Genomic DNA, 19,944 nt, shown 5'->3' on the forward strand with positions numbered 1-19,944 from the left:
TGTTGTTGATTTCATTCAATTTCTTTCTGATATTCACGGTAGTTAAATCCGCATCACTTAATCTTCTATCCAACTTCGGAAAGCTGCTGTCATCGTTTGGCTGGTTTTAAGATATTCTTGATGTCCTTGTAGTTTTACCGCTAATGAATTCTTGTTGTAGCGTTCTATTTTTTCTACATATTTTTTGCAAATAAGTTCGCTTCGGTTAATCCTAAAAAAATCTGAAGGTTCCAGCTGCTCTTCTATTTCTTTTAAAGTCGACTCACTCAATACATGTTTTTTACCTAAGATATCATAAGCAAATAAAACGCCATCGGAGGCTTCAAAAAAGGTGATTTTTTCAGTGTCTAAAAAATAAATTCCCTGATGAAGACGTATGGTAAATCTTTTTTTATATGCCTTTGTTGAAAAGTTTTGCTCCATTAACTTTGCAATTCTTTCTATCATCACATCTTCTGTATTTCGTAACAACAAGAATTTATCCCAAGCTTTTTGAAAGCGTTCTTTCGAAAATGGTTTTAATAAATAGGCGATACCGTTAGTGTCAAATGCATCCATCCAGAACTGATCATAAGCTGTAGTAAAAATAATTGGACAATTGAGATGAATCTCCCGGTAGATGTCAAATGCATTACCATCCAACAGTTCTATATCCGAAAATATCAAATCCACAGTATTATTTTTTAAGAAGGAAATCGCTGTATCTACTGTATCAATTTCTGCTAGTACTTGGTTGGGTGTACTCAGTTCTTCGAGCAATCTTTTTATCTTTTTTCTTGCAGGAATTTCATCTTCAATAATAAGTACTTTTATCATCTTATAGTGTATATATCACGGGTATAAAAATAGAAAAATCGCTTTCGCTTTTTTGGATCTCAATCGGTTTATTGGTCAATAATTTATATTGTTCTTTCAGGTTATTCAAAGCTCTTCCCGATCTTGATTTCATACTTTGTTTCGGAATTAACGTATTGGATACAGTGCATATAGTGGTAATCTCTATGGTGATGATTACGGGATTTTCCTCTGTTCCTATATTATGTTGGACAGCATTTTCAATGAGTAATTGCAGCGTGAGTGGTAAGATGTAGCCAACGCTAGATATTGTCTTTATGTTTAGTTGATAGGCATTTCCATACTTATACTGTATTAATTTGAAATATTGCTCTGCAAAGATTAATTCTTCATGAATGGTGACAATTTTTCTATCTGAGGCATGTAAAACATAGCGATAAATTTCAGCAAACTCATTCAAAAATGATGATGCTTTTTGTTGGTCCTCTTCGATAAACTGATCAAGTATATTTAAATTATTAAACAGAAAATGTGGATTAAGCTGCGCCTTAAGTTGGCTTATTCTACTTTCTAGCAGTGCCTGATGATAAATGGATAATTCCTGTTGATGATTTTTATTTTTACTATAATAATAATATGCTAGAAAAAAACTACCAAAAATTATTCCGTCCATAAAATCTGAAAATGTAGAAATAGCTAATGTCTTGCTATTGAAATTTCGCTGTACAGTATCAAACAATAAGGCAATCACATAACCTAGTGCTTTTATCAATAAAACATAACTCAGTAAAGATGCACTAAAGATTTTAATGACTTCACTTAAGCTAAAGACAGATGATTTCTGCCAGTTTCTGATATAAAACTTGATGATTGAAAATAGTAAACTGGCAGCAACACATGTCATGATCGCAGCTTCGGGTGTAAAAATATAAACATTGATTTCACCTCTTATCCGGATCCTGGTTTGAATGGACTGTGCATAAGCAAATAATAAAACGAATGTTAGAAAATATTTATTTTTCTCTATTTTTCTTAGAAAATCTCTCATGATATATTTGATGTATCAATTTACAAAAATAGTCCTTTAAACCTATAGGACTATTTGCAAAAGGATATGATACTATTCTTTTCTTTTCGGAAACGAATCGATCGTATTTCCTTTCTCATCTAAAAAGTCTAGCTTTGCTACATTATTTTTATCAACATAAAACATTGCTCTAGGCATACCTTTATCATCAAAGAGAAATAGTCCATTATTTTGTTCTCTAGATTTCCCAAGCATTAAGCGGGGGGCACCACCAATTAATCCTTCCCTTTCATATAATTTATATTTTTCTTGCATCAGTTTAGGATCCTTTTTACGGAGAGCTTCCAATTCTTTCATGATCTCCATCGTTTTGGCTTGCGATTCTTTTGCTGGTCGATCATTAAATGACAAAGAACTACTCACAAACCTTTTATCTCCCTTCTGGTAGTCTTGCGTTAATAATTGCATCACTTGGTCACCATCAAATTGATCATAAGTGAGCGATAAACCTGAACTATGCCCATTTTCTGATTTTTTGCCATCGTATATAAAACCTCCACACTCTATTCCATCCTCGTTAAAAAACAACATTCCGGAACGTTTTTTTCGATCTGCATTAGTCGATTTTCCGTTTATTTTTTCTTGACCATTCGGGAATTTATCCACACTTGTGATGATCATTTTGATGGTACCATCTTTCTCTACAATGTTAATACGCTCGACGTCTATTTCATTAAATTTATGATTTCCATACTTTTTAAATGCCAAAGTGGTCAATAAAGTCATACCGATTCCGCACGTTATTGCGAATGTTCTTAAAAAGGCTAGTTCTCTGTTCATCTGTTTTATTTTTTGGTATAGCAAAACTAGGGCAAGATCATGTGACAACCGCATATAGAATAATAGAAGCAGGAATAAAGTAAATGAGTACAGGAAAATTTAAGTTGAATGCCCATATTCCGTCCTTTATTTAAATAAAATGAGATGATCTCTTCCGCCTTTTTTAATTTTAATGAGTGGTATTATTCTGAACTGGATTGGTATGAATTTCTATAAGAGGAATTTCGTAAAATGCCTAAGAAGATAAAGGGGAATAAGAGAAGGAATTAGGGATCATAAAAGGAAAGTTGATAACAAAGATGACGGTGAAGTAAAGCAAATAAACTCACTAACAGTGTCAGAATTACTTCCACTGCTAGTGAATCATTTACTCAGAGCAAGCAAAGACTTATGTTATTATAAATTGTTTCTCAGATATTCTTGAAATTTATCTTGAAACTGCAGACCACTGCCTACTCTATATTTACTTAATTTGTTATGCAATGTGAGTCCCCAAAGAATGAATTCGGTTAGAAAATAGGAATCTTCGGGTTTCGTTTGCGGCTGGTATTGCTGTATTAAAGTACGGATAGGTGCTACTTGGTCCAATACGCACTCATAATCTACATCATGGAGTTCATCGGACAGTTCGATACCCTCCGATTCTGAGAACCAGCGAACAATGTCATCATACGGATAGCGTTGGTTTTCCTTTTCAAACTTCTCAATTTTTGGAAATAAGCTAAGAAATAGACTTTTAACTGCACTTTCAATCAACTGCAGCGCGACAGTAGCAGCTCCCTCTTGCTCTCCTTCATAGACGAGCTCAACTTTACCGGTTATAGCAGGGACAATACCCATAAAATCACTCAATCGTACAGCAGTAGCTCCTGCTCCGTTTTTAAGCATACGCAACTCGGCAGTGCTTAATAAGTTCTGAAATGCGGTAATGCTCATACGTGCGCTGACACCACTTTTCTCGTCAACATATTCGCTATTTCGTGCTTCAAAACTAATCTGCTCAATCAATTCTCGAGCAAGTTCAGGAACGTATATTTGCTCCTTTTGTGCAGCTTCCAAGTTAGCTTCTTGGGCGGTAATGGTCTTCGCTATCTCCACTGTTTCGGGATAATGCGTCAATATCTGTGATCCTATTCGATCTTTTAGAGGCGTCACGATACTTCCCCTATTGGTGTAATCCTCCGGATTTGCGGTGAAGACAAACTGTACATCTAGCGGAAGGCGCAATTTAAATCCGCGGATCTGAATATCTCCTTCTTGCAATATATTGAAAAGTGCTACCTGGATCCTCGCCTGTAGATCGGGCAGTTCATTAATAACAAATATCGAGCGGTTGGCTCGTGGGATCATGCCAAAATGAATCACACGATCGTCTGCATAACTCAATCTCAGATTTGCTGCTTTGATCGGATCTACATCGCCAATCAAATCCGCTACAGTGACATCGGGTGTGGCCAGTTTCTCGGCAAAACGTTCACTTCTATGAAGCCAATCAATTGGTGTGTCATCGCCCTTTTCCTTCAATAGTTCCACTGCATAGCGTGATATTGGGCTAAAGGGATCATCATTGATCTCTGAACCTTGTACCATAGGTACATATTCATCCAACAGGTCAACCATAAGCCTCGCTAGTCGTGTCTTTGCTTGACCGCGGAGACCAAGTAAATTAATATTATGTTTGGATAATATCGCTCTTTCAAGTTCTGGAATAACCGTGTCCTCGTATCCATATACTCCATTAAATACAGATTCGCCTTTGCTTATCTTTGTAATCAGATTTTGTCGCAGTTCTTCTTTTATTGTCTTTGGCCTGTAACCTGAAGCTTTCAGTGCGCCAAATGTCGTATTCTTCGTGTAATCCATATGTTCTTTTAATAAAGCGCAAATGTTGCGCAAAATGTATATCCTATTTTCGTTCAGGTAATTGCTTATCGTATTCTTTTTCTGCGATTTTCTTCGTAATCCTCAAAAATCATTTCTCCGAGATCTCCAAGTCCTGTATAATAAGCCTTCCCTTGATTTGATGCTGTGAATTCGTCAACAAATTGCTGTAGATAGGGATCTGATGTAATCATAAAGGTTGTAATGGGTATGCCCAGCTTTCGTGCTTGTGCTGCCATGCTATAACACTTACTGGTAATAAAAGGATCCAAACCCATTGGATTTTTATAATAACTACCATCCGGCATGTTTAGACAGCTCGGTTTTCCGTCGGTAATCATAAATATCTGCTTGTTTGCATGTCGCTTACGTCTGAGTATCTCCATCGCTAATTTCAATCCCGCAACCGTATTGGTATGAAAAGGTCCCACTTGCAGGTATGGTAGATCTTTTATCGCTATAGGCCAGGCATCGTTACCAAAGACAATAATGTCCAGTGAATCTTTTGGGTACCGTGTCAAGATAAGCTCTGATAAGGCCATTGCCACCTTTTTTGCGGGTGTGATCCGGTCTTCCCCATATAAAATCATACTATGGCTGATATCGATCATCAACACCGTACTCATCTGTGACTTGAACTGCGTATCTTCGACAACAAGATCATTTTCTGATAAGGCAAACTCTCCTATACCATGATTAATCTGGGCATTTTTCAAGCTCTCGGTCAAAGCTATTTTCTCCAGGCTGTCTCCATATTGATAACTTCTAAAATCACCCATATTTTCGTCACTCCGCCCTTGATGATTGGTTTTATGATTGCCTGATTTTCCTTTTCGCATTTTTCCAAAAATCTGGTCCAATGCATGCTGCCGTAATGCTTTTTCCAACTTAGAGGTAATATCTACCCCACCACTGCCATCTTGCTCCAATTTTTCTCTGATATATCCTTTATTCTTTAGATCAGCAATGAAATCGTCTATGGTATATTCTGGAGTGGTCAGTTTAAATTCTTTGTCCAACTGCCGTAACCAATCAATAGCTTCATCAAAATCACCGGAGGTATGAGTAATCAGTTCTTTGAAAATATCAAATAATTTGTCAAAAGGCGTTTGAAACGGCTCGTCATATTGCTTAAAGATAAAACCCCTATTTCGTGTAGTGTTTTTCATGGATTCATTTTATTTGCATGATGAAGCTATGTACATCGTGATATCGCAATAGCTTCGCAGGATGAATTTACGAAATAATAATCCTTATAAAGAATCATCGGGTCCTTAATGATTTAAAGATGATATTTGAAGAAAGACGTATTGCTCACCTGTTTTTATTGCAGAGTTAAAATCTCCTGTACACAGATCTGCTAGACGAATTTGCATTTATGTTTAATACTTCCTTGAGCAATTACGTACCTAAAGAATAAGAAAATAGGACAATTTGAAGCAGGTATTTTTCCAGACGTTCCATCAAATTGGTCGAATAAGTCGCGAAATTGAGCCTCATGTCTATCCTTACTTCGAAACTACTCAAGTAGTACCGAAACTCAGGATTTTGATTTGTTTTATCGATCAGGTCCTCTTCGCTTTAAAAACTACGTATTTCTGCTTTAGCTTAATTTTTATTAAATTGCTATTATTCAGTTTTTTTACAAAATATGCGAACAATGTGGACTTTTACCGTGAAAAATAAAATTAAGGTTGCGATGTTATTTTTCTCCGTCCTTTGTTTAGTGATGTTGACCAATATTCAAGAACAACGCTTGGTCAAAAGAATTAACGAATCGGTGACGTCTTTATATTCGGATCGCTTAGTAGTGGGTGATTATATTCACAAACTTTCTAATCGTATGGACAAATTGCTAATTTTATTATCTACAGCTAATTTCTCACCGAAAGAAGTTCATTCGGAATTGAAAAAAATCGATCAACTGAATACTCTTTATGAAAAAACAGTGCTGACAGATAAAGAAAATATTAATTTTAATAAATTTAAAATCTATATTCAACAAATAACACAAAATTTCAATGCCACCGATCATGCCCAAGCAATTGAAATCAGTAAATATGCCCGCCAGACTTTGGAAACCTTATCTTCTATCCAAGTGGAGGAAGGAAAGGTGAAATTAGATGAAGTATTGAGCATGACGAGTACGAGTAGGTTAATGTCTTACATTGAAATCGTGATCCTGATCGTTATCGCCGTATTAATTCAGATATTGGTATTTTCCGCTAAAGTAGATATGGGTGCCAAAGTTCCAAAAGATCATCGTCTAAATTAAGTATAGTGCTTAAATTTATAGCCTAATAGGGTCATCATTTTGCTGTGTAAATTAATGTCAATTATAGGACGTCTTTGATACATATCTTACTTTTTGAATAAAATTTCATTGATTATTTTAACTATTCTTTCAACTTTTATGTCATCTGTTTTTGCAGAATACACCCATTCAATTAGTTTTTTCTTTCTACTCTCCGGATACAATGAAAATTTTTCATAAACATGAGGATCATCTTTTAAAGAGAGTTCCATTTCTTCAGGCATCTCCGTTGGAAGCTCATCTTCATACAAGATAATATGCACATGATCTCCTTTTGCTTTTTTAATTTTACACCTAATTTCGGATTTTATGGGTAAAAAAAGGATGCCATTTCCCATTGACTGTAGCCTATAGTTCTTAATTTCATAACCATCGATGGTTCCCCTAACTCTTATCCAACCGAAGCGCACATCTTTGCGAGGTACAATTTCAGGTATTCGGGCAAAAGTCCATCCTCCCTTCCCTTCAAAGCCTTCGAGAATATATATTTTATCAATCAACGAGATCTGGCTCATCATCATTCAAGCTATTAGATACCAAAAATCAAGTTCCATACTATCTTGATCTGCTATTGCCAGCAATTCTTGACAAGAAGGGTCATCGAGGTATCCCATGCAGGTCTTTTTTGTAGCGCCAAGCGTTTTACCTAGCGTTATTTCTGAAAAGGTGTTCGCGTTGATCCTTCCAATAAAGTGAGCTTGTGTATTATCAAACATATTTAAATACTGCTCTTCTATATTTTGTGATATCTGGAGTAAGTCATAAACATGATGATCCACTCGTATAGAAAATATACCCCTCTCTACACATGAAAATACAGCTGGAATTTGAAAACTCTCTTTTTGTATTTCATGATATTCAACTTGTACACTTTTGGGTTCAATTAAATTGAAGAAATTTTTAACTTCAGGAAGATACCGATATGATTTTCTAAATCTTTTAGACATTGAATGGATTCGATAAATAAGACATTTGCATACTCGTTATCATAGTTTCTGACTAGGCAATGAAAAACTAGTCCCTGCTGTAGTGACAATGTGGTTTCAAATTTTAATACCGCTAACAAAAGCTCATCATCTGATACATCCTTCTTCTTCCTAAAGCCTGTAAACTCCATTACTTTGGCGGAGTGATTATTTATTCAAATCATTATTGATAATCTTAATTTATACTTAGGCAAAAGTAAGTCGAAGAAAGACAACCCTATGTCAGCAGTGATCACAACTTTTTATAAGTGTTTATTAGGAACATCCAGTCATTGTTAAGTTTAGATCTCTTGGATTTTATTTACAGTCAAGAGCTTTCAGTACTTTTTTATATGAATATTTTCGAATTTAATGATCCGAACCCTTTCCAATTTTTAATCGTTTAGAACACAAGTAAATGGTCGTAAAAATTGATGCACAAATATTATTCCTATGAAAATTATTATGTATGTTTGTTTTAACAATAATAATAACTCAAACCTAAACCAAATATGAACTTCTATTATTCAGCGATTTTTATTGTCAGTAGCTTAGCGATTTCCTTTTCTTCATGTGCTCAATCAAAAAGCCTTTTCAATGGCAAAGATTTAACAGGTTGGCATATCGATGTTCCAGAAATGGACAAAAATACGACTGTAAAAAGTCCTTTTCTTGTCAGAGAAGGAATGTTGGTCAGTATGGGTACACCAAATGGTCATATTATAACTGATCAATCGTACCAAAACTATAGCTTAGAAGTCGAATACCGTTTTGCAGGAAAACCAGGCAACTGTGGTGTACTGGTGCATGCTTCTATCCCACGCGCACTTTATGGAATGTTTCCAAAATCTATTGAGGTACAGATGATGCATGAAAATGCGGGAGACTTTTGGTGTATTGTAGAGGATATTAAAGTTCCAAATATGGTTGGACGTCGTGGTGAGGAAGCTGAATGGGGCATTACAGAGGGTAAAAATCGTCGCATTATAAATCTTACCGATCGCTCGGAAAAACCGCTTGGCGAATGGAATAACATGAGGATCGAATGTTTAGACCGGAAGATCAAAGTATGGGTGAATGGTGACCTTGTAAATGAAGGTTACGACTGTACCGCAAATAGTGGACAGATTGCACTACAAGCTGAAGGTGCTGAAGTAGAGTTCCGTAAGGTTTTACTAACTCCGATAACACATCTTTCCAAATAAAACGATACCATTAGTACTATACTATTTTTGCTTGCGAATATCCAGGTACAGATTTAAACCTCTATTTCATATACACAGAATACCAATATCTTCCATTAGATAATGGTATTCTGTATTTTGCGAACTGTAGCTGTTTTTAATTATCCTCATTGATTCAACTTAACATAAGCTTGTCACTTTTTTCAACAAAGAAACCTTCAAATATTGATATTTTTACTTTTATACTACAAGCTAATTTGCTGTATGAAAATGAAATTGGTACATTGATACTATACGATATAATATCTTTTCCAGCAATACATCTTCGAGAACATGCATATCAGAAAATCATAAAATACAATTACAAAACCTCTGTATACGGATCTCAAACTTCTGATAACTTTTTATCTTCGCTAAATAGGATAACTCAATTCTTTACCGAGATATAGGTCTCCACCTCGGCCTCGGGACCATCATTGTATTTTTCACCATGTACGGTAAAATCTGCTTTATAAGCTCTTTTCAAATTAAACTCCTGATCAGCCCAAATATCCAACCATGTATTGAATACAGCTTCCGGCATCTTTCCTGTAGACACAAACTTAGCAAAATTTCCCCCTTCGATAACCAAACTAACGAATCCTTCTGGAATGGCTGTAAATACACTCACTTCATAGCCAATAATAGTATCGTAATACCCTGTAAAATCTGTTTCATAGTGGGTATAGACCGCATAAATATCGTTACTGATCTTGTGCTCGACCTGATGTATGGTTTCATCTTTCCAAAACTTTTGCCATAATAATTCGATATCATTTGCCGACTGTCCATTTTCATTGGTAGTTCTAATGACCATACCGATAATCTTCTTTTTTTGAATAGTGATGTTCTCCATATTGTACACGATGATTTTTAATATTTAACGAAAATAGTCAGGGCGACTGACAGCAGTATGTCAGCAGAAGGATTACTATTGAATTAAATGTATATACTGATAAAGAGAGCTACAAGTATAGATGATATCTCTTTCAAAAAAAGAGATTGATTTCCAAATGTATAAAATGCTAACGACCGTTCCTGTTGTTCAGTCTGATTAAAAATATTTAAAGTAGATTAGGTCCTGTTTATTTTTTCGACTTATTTTAAGCAACATAATCATCCTATTCTGACTTTCTGGAATATGATTACCTAACCTGATTTCTGTAACTCAACTAAAGATTTTGATTATCTCTCTCTGGTGAATATCTGTTTATCCCAAGTTGATGATTTCAGTATACCATTGGGCTTTGTACGGTATATGAGTTTGTTGTTTTTCACCTCGATTTCACCGTACGGTGCATGATGCTCCCTGTCCTCAGGCATCACCAATCTGCCGTTTTTTACAAATGCTCTATAAACATCACCGCTTTCTCGACTTTGATATTTACGGGTCCAGTCGGTAATCGTAGCATAACTGACATTTTCAAATGTTATCTGTAAGCATCTACTTGTTTTCTTATCGATCCAAATTCCGCCATATTGCTTTTGGATCTGCATCATCGTGAGAGGTGCTTGTTCACAACTACTTGATTTGTAGAAAAACAAAACGATTAAAAAAAGAAATACTTTTTTAAAGCTCGGCATAGTTAAATGTAAGATTTTTCATTTGCAACTTTCGCAAAAGTCAGATTAAATCTGAACAGCCCCATATTCTAGATTTAATGATCACTTTCTATTTCTTCGATCATCTCTCCTGCTGTCTCTTGTCTCAATACCCTGATTACGTATATTTCGTTGACGAAATTGACAAGAGCGACCAGTATCGGTGTTGCAAATAGCAAACCTAATGCTCCTGTAACTGTACCCATTAGCAATTGAAAAAAGAGTACCATAGCTGGTGGTAATGATAGCATCTTTTTCTGGACGAAGGGTGCAAAAACTGCTGATTCTATTATCTGGACACCCACAAAAATTGCGATTATGTACAATGCTGTTACAGGTCCATCAAGCAAACCTACCAAAGCAGCAGGTATAAGTGCGATAGTTGGGCCCAAATTGGGGATGAAAGATAGTATTCCCGCTATCAAGGCCAGAATCAACCAAAGTTCAATTCCTAAAATAAGTAAAGAAAGTGCTGTTAAAACAAAAACAAACAGCATATCCAATAATTGAACTTTCAACCAGATCTTCAACTGCTCTCCAACTTTAGTCAGAACCTCCTCTACTGTAGATTTATTCTTGTCAGGAAATAAGCTGACAATGCCAATCATATACTCCTTGGGGGAAATCATAATGAATATACCCAAAAATAGTAAGGCATAGAGATCTCCCAAAAAACCAAATGTACCACTGAATACCTGTGGTAAATGTTCTATAACTTTGGTCATCTGATCTTCTGCACTATCCATATTATCGATGAGATAAGTACCCCAATTCGTACTAGTCAAATAAGTCTGGAGATTGTCTATCATTTTAGGTACTGTAGCGGCCAGCTCCTTATATTGCGTAACGGCTGTATTGCCGATAAAATATGATATGGTGCTACAGAAGATAACATCCCAAAGTATAGCTAACAGTAAACATATTTTGGAATTTAAACCTGTCCATTGTTGTATCTTAGATGAAATTGCATGGAAAAGTATAGAAATGAGAATTCCTCCAAATAATAAAAGTAATAGTGTAGTAGCTTTTATGAATAATACTGTCAACGTCAAGAATAGTAAAACAACGATACATATTGCTGCTGATTTTTTGTAAATGTCGCTCATAGGCAATTTGGATATAAATTTTTATTTATGTTCTACCCTATATTTAAATGAGTAGTTAATGAAGAACTTCCTCTCTAAAAATAACATTTGATACAGCTATTTGTTTTAAAACAATATATATAAACACTTTTAAAACTATAAAATCATATTAATGTGGGGTGTATCAAACAAAACTGCCGTTAATATTAATTTCCACTGCGGCAAACATAAGTCCTATTGGATGACCATTATTAACATATTTGAATAGATTTCTTTCCAATGCTTATATTGGATTTATATCAATTTAAACATTAGCCAATCCTTACATTCATCTTCATATGATCCATATTTTGAAATAATCAATAGTCTCGATCGGATGATCTCTTTGCGCCTATTAAATTTTCGCTCAAACAGATAGCATTGATATATTTATCCTGAATCACATGGAAAAAAGAAAATTACAGAATTAGAATTAGCGACTATCAGTTATAGTAAAATTATACAAACAGCATATTATGGATTAAAGAATATTCAAGATTGCATTGCGGTAACGCCAAAAGTGTTTTTACGATCAACTCCATCACAAAAGCTTTTACGGGAGTAGCCATCATGCAAATATATATTTTTTAAGGTGTTGCATACTTAGTCTATTCAAATTAAAATCGGCTGTAAATCTTTCTAAAAATTTAATATATATTTATATATCTAAAATCTATATATGTTAGAAAATTTTGAATTTTATCTATTTCTGGTCCTGATGATTACCATGCTTATTATGCTGGCAAAAAAAATTCAGGTCGCTTATCCTGTATTGCTTGTATTAGCAGGACTTTTGATAAGTTTTATTCCAGGAGTACCCCCTATAAAAATTGAACCAGAATTGATATTTATTCTCTTTTTACCTCCTCTGCTATATGAGGCGGCATGGTCGACCTCCTGGAAAGAACTTTGGCGCTGGCGTAGAATTATTTTTAGTTTTGCTTTTGTCGTTGTGTTTTTCACTGCGTTATCGGTTGCGATTTTCGCTAATTATTTTATTCCTGGATTTTCTTTAGCCTTAGGGTTTTTATTGGGTGGAATCGTTTCTCCCCCTGATGCAGTAAGTGCTGGAGCAATCTTAAAATTTGTTAAAGTACCAAAAAGATTGGCCTCCATACTCGAAGGTGAAAGTTTGTTGAATGATGCTTCTTCTTTAATCATTTTCCGGTTTGCAATGATTGCAGCAGCAACAGGACAATTTGTTTGGCAGGAGGCCGCGGGAAGCTTTGTATGGATGTGTATAGGTGGTGTGGGAATAGGGCTGACTATAGCATATATTTTTCTGAAAATGCACAAGATTTTACCCACAGATTCAAACACTGATATTTTACTCACTTTTATTGCACCCTTCTCAATGTATTTAGCAGCAGAACAGCTACACGCCTCTGGAGTGTTAGCTGTCGTAAGTGGTGGCTTGTTTCTTTCCTATAGAAGTCATGACTTTTTGAGCAGTGCATCTCGAATACGTACCGTCACGGTGTGGGAAACTTTTGTTTTTTTACTAAATGGTATTGTTTTTATGCTTATCGGTTTAGATTTGCCTGAAATTGTTTCCGGTTTAGGAGATACGGATATTTATACTGCAATTGGATATGGAATTGCCGTTACTGGCGTTCTAGTTATAGTAAGAGTTCTTGCCGGTTACGCCGCAGTGATTACGACTTTAATTATGAGAAATTTTATCACGGTTGCAGATGCTCAATCACCTGGATGGAAAACACCCATGATCATTGGATGGACAGGCATGAGAGGCGTAGTGTCTTTGGCGGCAGCGCTTTCAATCCCTTTGACTTTAAGTGATGGAACTCCTTTTCCTCAAAGGAATCTGATACTCTTCATCACATTTGTCGTCATTCTTCTCACATTGCTCGTACAGGGGCTTACTCTACCTATTCTATTAAAAAAATTTCCATTGATAGACCGTGATTTTGTGAGAAGCGAAAAAGAAATAGATTACGAAATACAGAACAACCTCGCTCAAGTGGCTGTTGATAAAATTCGTAGCGATTATGCACACAAAATAGAAAGTTTCCCAATATTGAAGGATCAATTAGAGAAATATGAACACCAATTGAGCAGTTCTGAAATCATTATTAATTACACTGAATACCGAAATATTTATATTGACATTTTAGAAACGCAAAGGAACTGGCTGATCAATAAAAATCGTAAAGAACTTTTGCTAGATGAAGAAATCATAAAAAAGCATCTTCGCCTACTTGATCTACAGGAAGAAAGATTGAATTTAAAAAGCTAGAACATGAAAACGAGTATTTTCATATAGAAAAAGAAATCCAGTACTTTAGCAATTACCAACATACAAAATGAAAAAACTAACCACACTGCTACTCCTAATCATGTCTACTGTATCCCTTTATTCACAAGAAAAAGTCGTGCTATCTCATACGATCAAAATATCAGATATGATTGAAATCAGTTTAGCGCTTGAAAATAAGCCCTATGGAAGATTTCACCTCATTAAAATAGATACGCTGACGACTACAAATTATAATGGGCAGATACTTCAAAATAACTTTTTTGAAAACATTTTCAGAAGAGCAAATGTTTTGGCTAGATATAATATCGATGAACATAAAAAATACAGAAACATGGATATTAAAGGTGTTATCAAATACTTTAAGCCTTCAGCAAATGAGAAATCATATTTCAATCTGGGTAAGCTTAAAGATTTAGAAAAAAACATGAATCTTATAGACAACCATTTAACAAAAAACAATTCGACAATTTATTTTGGTATCGTAGATTCGGTATATATACAACAGGTATTTCCCGATTTTAAATATAAGCTCAGTGAGGAGGACGATTATAAAGGTATTGACTTTGAAAGCTATGACCTGATGTATGTTTATAAATCGGATATCAATCAAGATGTTATAATAGCAGTTAATGAAGATCTTGACCATGGTTATAATAATCTGACGTTAACTGATAAAAAAACAAATATGATATACAAACTGATCAAATTAAAAAGAAATATGACTGCTGATGAAAGAGATGACATAAAAATTGAATTGATGATCGAAAATGAAAGTTCAATCGAAAGAATACCTTTTGATTTTAAAAATGTTGTAGTCAAATAACAAAATGATAGCTAGTACCGGATTTAATGGTACCATTCTGAAGTAATTTATAATAGATGCTTGTTAGATCATCTATGGATGTACACATTGGTACAGTATAATCCTCCTATTTTTTCGCAATAATACATAATTGCATCATAGAAATCAGCTATTAAAATCAATTTGCGTAGGTGATTTAATCTTGAGCATATTATATAAGAAAAGCTAATCTTGCGATTAGCTTTTCTTACAATACCTATTGATATTTACGAAGCGGTCACTGCTTAGTACGAGAACTTGCACTACTGATTTATAAACTTGACTATTCTCCTACTAGCCGTATCGCAAAAGTCAAGTCCAGAATAGTCTGGATTCAGCCCTCCTATGAATGGTACTGCCATTATAAAAAGATTTTTAGTTGCATTTCCAAAAGCATCAAGTGCCTGAAAATAATCATTTATACTTAAACCTTTTACTTGCATGTAATAACCGTTGTTACTATCGCTCTTGACATGGAGACTTTTTTCACTTACATATTTTTCTCCTTCATTCGGATCCTTAAAATTAAGATATCCTGTACTGATCAATCCTTGATCTTTTAGTCCTTCAAATGGCAGATCGTTAAATTCTAGGGGCTGTTGCCCAGTACCGTCAACATAGAGTTGATAATGGTGTTCGTGTTTTTTATCTTGGATATCCACATAACGATAGATTGCACCCGTATCAGCATGAGGATCAACATGACTATCTCTGTCAACTTGGATATGTTCAATAACACCAGCTTCATACAGCGCAATAATTTCTTTATACGATTCCTGTGGTAGAGAAGCGATGATTACACTGATAAGTGGCATTAATACTTTACGTAACCGCAGCATGTCTTCTGCCGAAAAATGCTTAGCTGGGTAATTCATTGCATAGCTGAAGGCTGCCAAACGCTCCTTCCAAGAAATAGACTTTCTTCTATTTATTGATTTTTTTGCCTCTAGATATTCAGCTCTAAAAAGGGTAAAACTATCTAGTTCCTTTCGCAAACTGAGCATTTCTTCGACAAATTCCTCAATAGTCATATCTTTGATCTTTTCATAAAATTCGGGATCACTATGCCTAATTGGGTTTTTGAAATTTCTTTCAAAAACGTAGTCGAGAGCCACAAAACCATTATTTTTCTCTTTATAATCATAAATCTCATCTAATGTCATTGACCAAGAAAGAGAGTATGGTTCGGACTCGGAATGGAAACGTAATGCAGGAAGATAACCACCAGTCGAAAAAAGATGTATAGAAAAGTTTTTAGAATCTTCATTCAGAACATAGCTTACTTTATCATCGTCATAGAAATACTGGCCATTTAACCGTGATAAAGTTTTGACAGCATCCACAGCAGTTAGGGAAGCTCCTTTAATAGCAACGGGAAAATTTGTTCTTTGATCAAATTTTGAAGGCGGATAAGGAGAATCATACCATCCTTTTTTCTTTCCTTCAAATGTTAATGGCCAGTAATGCCCTGTACATATAACCACAACTTCAGCATCATATACTTGATCATTTGTGATAGTGATCTTATAATTTTCTTTTTTACGATCATAGAGCAGGTCGGTCACAGCTGTATCAGTCAAAACATGCACCTTTATCTTAAGCTTTAGGGCTAGCTTAATATATTCGTGAAATTGATTTTCGAGATAATTTCCCAAAAGAAGTCTTGGTAAAACTTGATAAGGATTTAATTTGCCGTTTATATAATAATCTGGAAAATCATCAGTTGGATTTCGCGATAAATAATCAGCAACATCGTATATTAATTCTGGAATTTCATTAGCAGAAACATTCGCGAGATGTTCATTGCACGATCCATATTTCCCATAAGGCATACCAACTCCCAATCGCTCATTTTTTTCAAAAATATAGATATTTTCAACTTGAAGATTTTGATTCACAATCTCCTTTAACATAAATAAAGCTGCGGGTCCCCCTCCGATTAGTGCAATCGATCCTAATTTCTCATTTTCCATAAAAATTGCTAGATTATTGATTCAAGACCCTATTCAAAATTCATACCTTTTTTACTATTTCTTTAATTTTTAAAGACAAAATTTTCAGAGAATATGATTATACTACTTGTTGGATCTGTTTTTTGGCATCTTTACTCGATTCACTTTTTAAATTCGATTGTTTTTCAATAAAGCGTTCTTAACTATCATAATTGCTTTCACTTTGTCTAAATATAGTACTATAACACCAAACAAATTTAGTTAATTATGAAAAAGAAGATCATCTAATACTTTTAAGCTTACTTTCTAATCTTTTTGATAAAAAAATTAGATGATTTTTCTTAAGGTCTGTATTAAATTCATTATTAACAAATGAATCATTAATCGTTCCGTCGCTTTTTCTATAATTTCGTTCCATTACCTGCTCTCCCGCTAAAGCCAACTGTTCAAATGTGCTAGGTTTAAAATTTCCGTTTACTTTTGTTCTAGGAATGATCATATTAGGCATAGACTCCAAATAAATATTCCATACTCCCTCCTCTTTAGCAGTATATAAAACTTGAATATAATCTAACTCGGCCAATGGACTTAAATCGCGATTGAGCAATAACAGATAACCTTTGTCACAGCTGCTATTTAAAAAAATTCGATCGTCGATTTGCCAGTCGCTAGTGTGCAGAAACTGAACGCCTTCAATACCGTCGTTAAGCCATGAAGTTATCGTCCGGTTTGCTGTTAATTTTATTTCCGTCTGTACCTGAGTATTATTTCTAGTTGTTTCACCTAAATTTCTGTTATTATGGTCGGATTGACATGCCACACTAAAAAGAAACATAACTATACTATTCAAAATAATATTTCTAATCATATTTACTTTATATAAATACTCATTTGTTAATTCGAGATCTTACTTTGGATATATCACTACTTTCATGCCGAAATTCGAATCCACTGATTTATAAAAATTTATGGACAGAACCCTACATCTTACAAATTTATTTTCAATGGGCAATACGCCTATTACTGACCTGAATTACGAGTAAAATATGATCATAAGCCCATAATTTACTGGGAGATCTCCCTCTATTAAAGATGATGTTCGCGATAGATGATAAAGTATTAAATATTTTTCACCGTTTAACTTCGTGAGTGTCAAATAGACTATTACTGTAGACATCCGCGATCACTAGATGAGACTCCTTAAACATCAGTTATATAATAAGCACAAAATCCCTAAAGTTCACTTATAGGGGTTTTAGAACTTCTGTAAAGAGAAATGCCAATTTTTTCTGAAAGGATATCGACTAATACTGAATCTAAACTAACAAACTCCTGTTTGGTTTGTAATTATAGAAACAGTTTTGTGAAAATCAAAAAACTGTGATAGCGTTAACTACATCATCCCTATGGAATTAAAACAAAACATCAGTAAGACGGAGCGTTTGATCACGATCCTATCATCTTCATATCTACTATATAAAAGCCTATCTGGCAAACAAAAGAATCCAGCTCTGGCTGCATCAAGCGCTTTGCTTTTATTAAGAGGTGCTGCGGGTTATTGCCCAGTATATAATAAATTTGAGATCGATCATACAGATCAACCAACAGATGTAACTGTAGATTCGGTCATCACTGTCAATTACCCTCGTGAAGAAGTTTATGCATTCTGGCGTAAACTTGAAAATCTCCCACGCATAATGAAACATTTGGAACGTGTGAAAGTAATTGATGAAAAACATTCAGAATGGCAGGTTAAAACACCATCTGGAGTAGAGCCTCTGATATGGAAGGCTGCGATCAATGCGGATGTTGCCAATGAGCAAATTTCATGGTCAAGCATGGCTGATTCGTCGGTTCAAAATGCGGGAACTGTTAAATTTAAGGATATGGGAGAATCCGAAACTGAAATATCTTTTAAAATGTCCTATAAAGCTCCTCTGGGAGATATTGGTGCTGGAGTTGCTAAACTTTTAAATCCAGCTATTGAAAAAATGATCCATCAAGATTTTAAGAATTTCAAGGATTATATCGAATCTAATGATCAAAAAACAATTGAATCTGAAACTGCAAAAAAATAACTTCGCTTTAAATAATCGAAGTCAAGTGATTTGCTGACCGAAAAGCGAAAGCATAAAGAAGAAACCATAAAAACACATGACAAAGTGTATTTTGACAACGTCAAGCGCTCGCATTTAATTTTCTTTAAACGCGAGCGCTTGACGATTTTTATGTTTAGAATGATGCACCTCTGAGATCAAATGCTAAAATTAATTGTAGCATTTGATCCCTATCCATGAGGGTCCATTACTATTTAATTAAGATCATTTCAATGTAGTATTGATCCACACATGATACGGGAATTTGATCAATTCTGACGGCGCTATATAATTTAAAATCAAACCTTTCTGATTACTTAAATATGTTTCTATATGTGCATCATCAGGGATAGAAACTGCTTCAAAAATAGCATCTTTATCAGTGGTATTGATATCGGCCTTGAGAACTTTTACTTTATTATCAATCAGCCAAAGTGCCAATTGCTCTCTTCCCATTTGTTTTAAATAACAAACCTCAGCATCGAAATTGTGTAGTTCATCTATAGCGCAATCTGGAAATACTGCTTTTAAGTAAAATTCATAAAGAGATTTATCGCCAGTACGAAGTGCATAGTTCTTGATAATGAGTCGATGTGGGTTGGTATCAAAATTAAAGTTGCCAGGATTTTCTAAAAATCCATAATACTCATTATAAAGGGTAATTCTCTTCTCCATATTGTTTTGCTGTACATCCATAATATCTTTTTTACTATATAAAACAAAGATCTCTCAAAGATGTTCACAAATAATTAACTAAAATGAAATAAGTAGAATCTATTCTAACCTGAATAAAGAAATTAATACGTGCAACTAGATATCCAAATAAAATCGACAGGACAGACGCTCACCTTAAATCTACAGACGCTCACCTTAAATGTAACGTAAAAGAAAGGATACATTCTTGTTGTCCTAGTCATACTTTAATAGAATTGGAAAATAAATGATTAACATTTCCTTTTATATTAATTTTATTACTGTAACTTATTGACTCTCTACAACGTTATTT

At 34.6% G+C, this 19,944-nt stretch carries 18 protein-coding genes; 5 read left to right on the forward strand and 13 right to left on the reverse strand.

Going from position 1 to position 19,944, the window contains the following annotated elements; translation table 11 throughout:
* Positions 1-57 precede the first annotated feature (57 nt).
* From MUB18_RS15855 to MUB18_RS15875, 5 genes are all read right to left on the reverse strand, one after another.
* Positions 58-816 carry a LytR/AlgR family response regulator transcription factor gene (locus MUB18_RS15855; RefSeq protein ID WP_248753800.1) on the reverse strand — a complete coding sequence of 253 codons (759 nt, stop codon included), beginning with the start codon at positions 814-816 and terminating at the stop codon, positions 58-60.
* A gap of 1 nt (position 817) precedes the next feature.
* A complete protein-coding gene (locus MUB18_RS15860) occupies positions 818-1,843 on the reverse strand; it encodes a sensor histidine kinase (protein WP_248753801.1) in 1,026 nt (341 codons plus the stop codon).
* A 72-nt stretch (positions 1,844-1,915) separates the two neighbouring features.
* The gene (locus tag MUB18_RS15865; protein WP_248753802.1) at positions 1,916-2,662 is read right to left on the reverse strand and encodes a hypothetical protein; all 747 of its coding nucleotides are present in this window, start codon (positions 2,660-2,662) and stop codon (positions 1,916-1,918) included.
* A gap of 396 nt (positions 2,663-3,058) precedes the next feature.
* Positions 3,059-4,525: a sigma 54-interacting transcriptional regulator gene (locus MUB18_RS15870; protein ID WP_248753803.1), complete on the reverse strand. Its 1,467-nt coding sequence runs from the start codon at positions 4,523-4,525 to the stop codon at positions 3,059-3,061.
* Between the two features lie 65 nt (positions 4,526-4,590).
* Complete coding sequence (locus MUB18_RS15875) at positions 4,591-5,712, reverse strand: vWA domain-containing protein (RefSeq protein WP_045754795.1); 1,122 nt, start codon at positions 5,710-5,712, stop codon at positions 4,591-4,593.
* A gap of 482 nt (positions 5,713-6,194) precedes the next feature.
* On the opposite strand from MUB18_RS15875, the gene MUB18_RS15880 reads away from it, so the two are divergent.
* Positions 6,195-6,818, forward strand: a complete 624-nt coding sequence (locus tag MUB18_RS15880) for an MCP four helix bundle domain-containing protein (protein ID WP_248753804.1) — start codon at positions 6,195-6,197, stop codon at positions 6,816-6,818.
* A gap of 86 nt (positions 6,819-6,904) precedes the next feature.
* Here the strand turns inward: MUB18_RS15880 and MUB18_RS15885 are convergent, their stop codons facing one another.
* Together MUB18_RS15885 and MUB18_RS15890 are read right to left on the reverse strand one after the other, a co-directional pair.
* Positions 6,905-7,357: a DUF1905 domain-containing protein gene (locus MUB18_RS15885; protein WP_248753805.1), complete on the reverse strand. Its 453-nt coding sequence runs from the start codon at positions 7,355-7,357 to the stop codon at positions 6,905-6,907.
* A gap of 21 nt (positions 7,358-7,378) precedes the next feature.
* The gene (locus tag MUB18_RS15890) at positions 7,379-7,804 is read right to left on the reverse strand and encodes a hypothetical protein (RefSeq protein ID WP_248753806.1); all 426 of its coding nucleotides are present in this window, start codon (positions 7,802-7,804) and stop codon (positions 7,379-7,381) included.
* 530 nt (positions 7,805-8,334) lie between these two features.
* On the opposite strand from MUB18_RS15890, the gene MUB18_RS15895 reads away from it, so the two are divergent.
* Positions 8,335-9,027 (forward strand): DUF1080 domain-containing protein, encoded by a 693-nt coding sequence (locus MUB18_RS15895; protein ID WP_248753807.1) that lies wholly within the window; start codon positions 8,335-8,337, stop codon positions 9,025-9,027.
* Between the two features lie 406 nt (positions 9,028-9,433).
* Here MUB18_RS15895 and MUB18_RS15900 read toward each other — a convergent pair whose 3' ends face one another.
* From MUB18_RS15900 to MUB18_RS15910, 3 genes are all read right to left on the reverse strand, one after another.
* Positions 9,434-9,901, reverse strand: a complete 468-nt coding sequence (locus MUB18_RS15900; RefSeq protein ID WP_248753808.1) for a GyrI-like domain-containing protein — start codon at positions 9,899-9,901, stop codon at positions 9,434-9,436.
* A gap of 329 nt (positions 9,902-10,230) precedes the next feature.
* Positions 10,231-10,545: a hypothetical protein gene (locus tag MUB18_RS15905; RefSeq protein WP_248753809.1), complete on the reverse strand. Its 315-nt coding sequence runs from the start codon at positions 10,543-10,545 to the stop codon at positions 10,231-10,233.
* Between the two features lie 158 nt (positions 10,546-10,703).
* On the reverse strand, positions 10,704-11,753 hold the full coding sequence (locus tag MUB18_RS15910; RefSeq protein ID WP_248753810.1) for an AI-2E family transporter: 1,050 nt from the start codon (positions 11,751-11,753) through the stop codon (positions 10,704-10,706).
* Positions 11,754-12,450: 697 nt separating this feature from the next.
* Between MUB18_RS15910 and MUB18_RS15915 the strand changes: the two genes are divergently transcribed.
* Positions 12,451-14,028 carry a Na+/H+ antiporter gene (locus tag MUB18_RS15915; protein ID WP_094771962.1) on the forward strand — a complete coding sequence of 526 codons (1,578 nt, stop codon included), beginning with the start codon at positions 12,451-12,453 and terminating at the stop codon, positions 14,026-14,028.
* Between the two features lie 67 nt (positions 14,029-14,095).
* On the forward strand, positions 14,096-14,872 hold the full coding sequence (locus tag MUB18_RS15920; RefSeq protein WP_248753811.1) for a hypothetical protein: 777 nt from the start codon (positions 14,096-14,098) through the stop codon (positions 14,870-14,872).
* Between the two features lie 281 nt (positions 14,873-15,153).
* Here MUB18_RS15920 and MUB18_RS15925 read toward each other — a convergent pair whose 3' ends face one another.
* Positions 15,154-16,863, reverse strand: coding sequence for an FAD/NAD(P)-binding protein (locus MUB18_RS15925; RefSeq protein WP_045754802.1), 1,710 nt, complete (start codon positions 16,861-16,863; stop codon positions 15,154-15,156).
* Positions 16,864-17,122: 259 nt separating this feature from the next.
* On the reverse strand, positions 17,123-17,677 hold the full coding sequence (locus MUB18_RS15930; protein ID WP_248753812.1) for a hypothetical protein: 555 nt from the start codon (positions 17,675-17,677) through the stop codon (positions 17,123-17,125).
* Positions 17,678-18,248: 571 nt separating this feature from the next.
* On the opposite strand from MUB18_RS15930, the gene MUB18_RS15935 reads away from it, so the two are divergent.
* On the forward strand, positions 18,249-18,920 hold the full coding sequence (locus MUB18_RS15935) for an SRPBCC family protein (RefSeq protein ID WP_248753813.1): 672 nt from the start codon (positions 18,249-18,251) through the stop codon (positions 18,918-18,920).
* Positions 18,921-19,163: 243 nt separating this feature from the next.
* Here the strand turns inward: MUB18_RS15935 and MUB18_RS15940 are convergent, their stop codons facing one another.
* Positions 19,164-19,634, reverse strand: a complete 471-nt coding sequence (locus tag MUB18_RS15940; RefSeq protein ID WP_248753814.1) for a hypothetical protein — start codon at positions 19,632-19,634, stop codon at positions 19,164-19,166.
* Positions 19,635-19,944 lie beyond the last annotated feature (310 nt).

The sequence above is a fragment of the Sphingobacterium sp. PCS056 genome (assembly GCF_023273895.1).
Classification (GTDB): domain Bacteria; phylum Bacteroidota; class Bacteroidia; order Sphingobacteriales; family Sphingobacteriaceae; genus Sphingobacterium.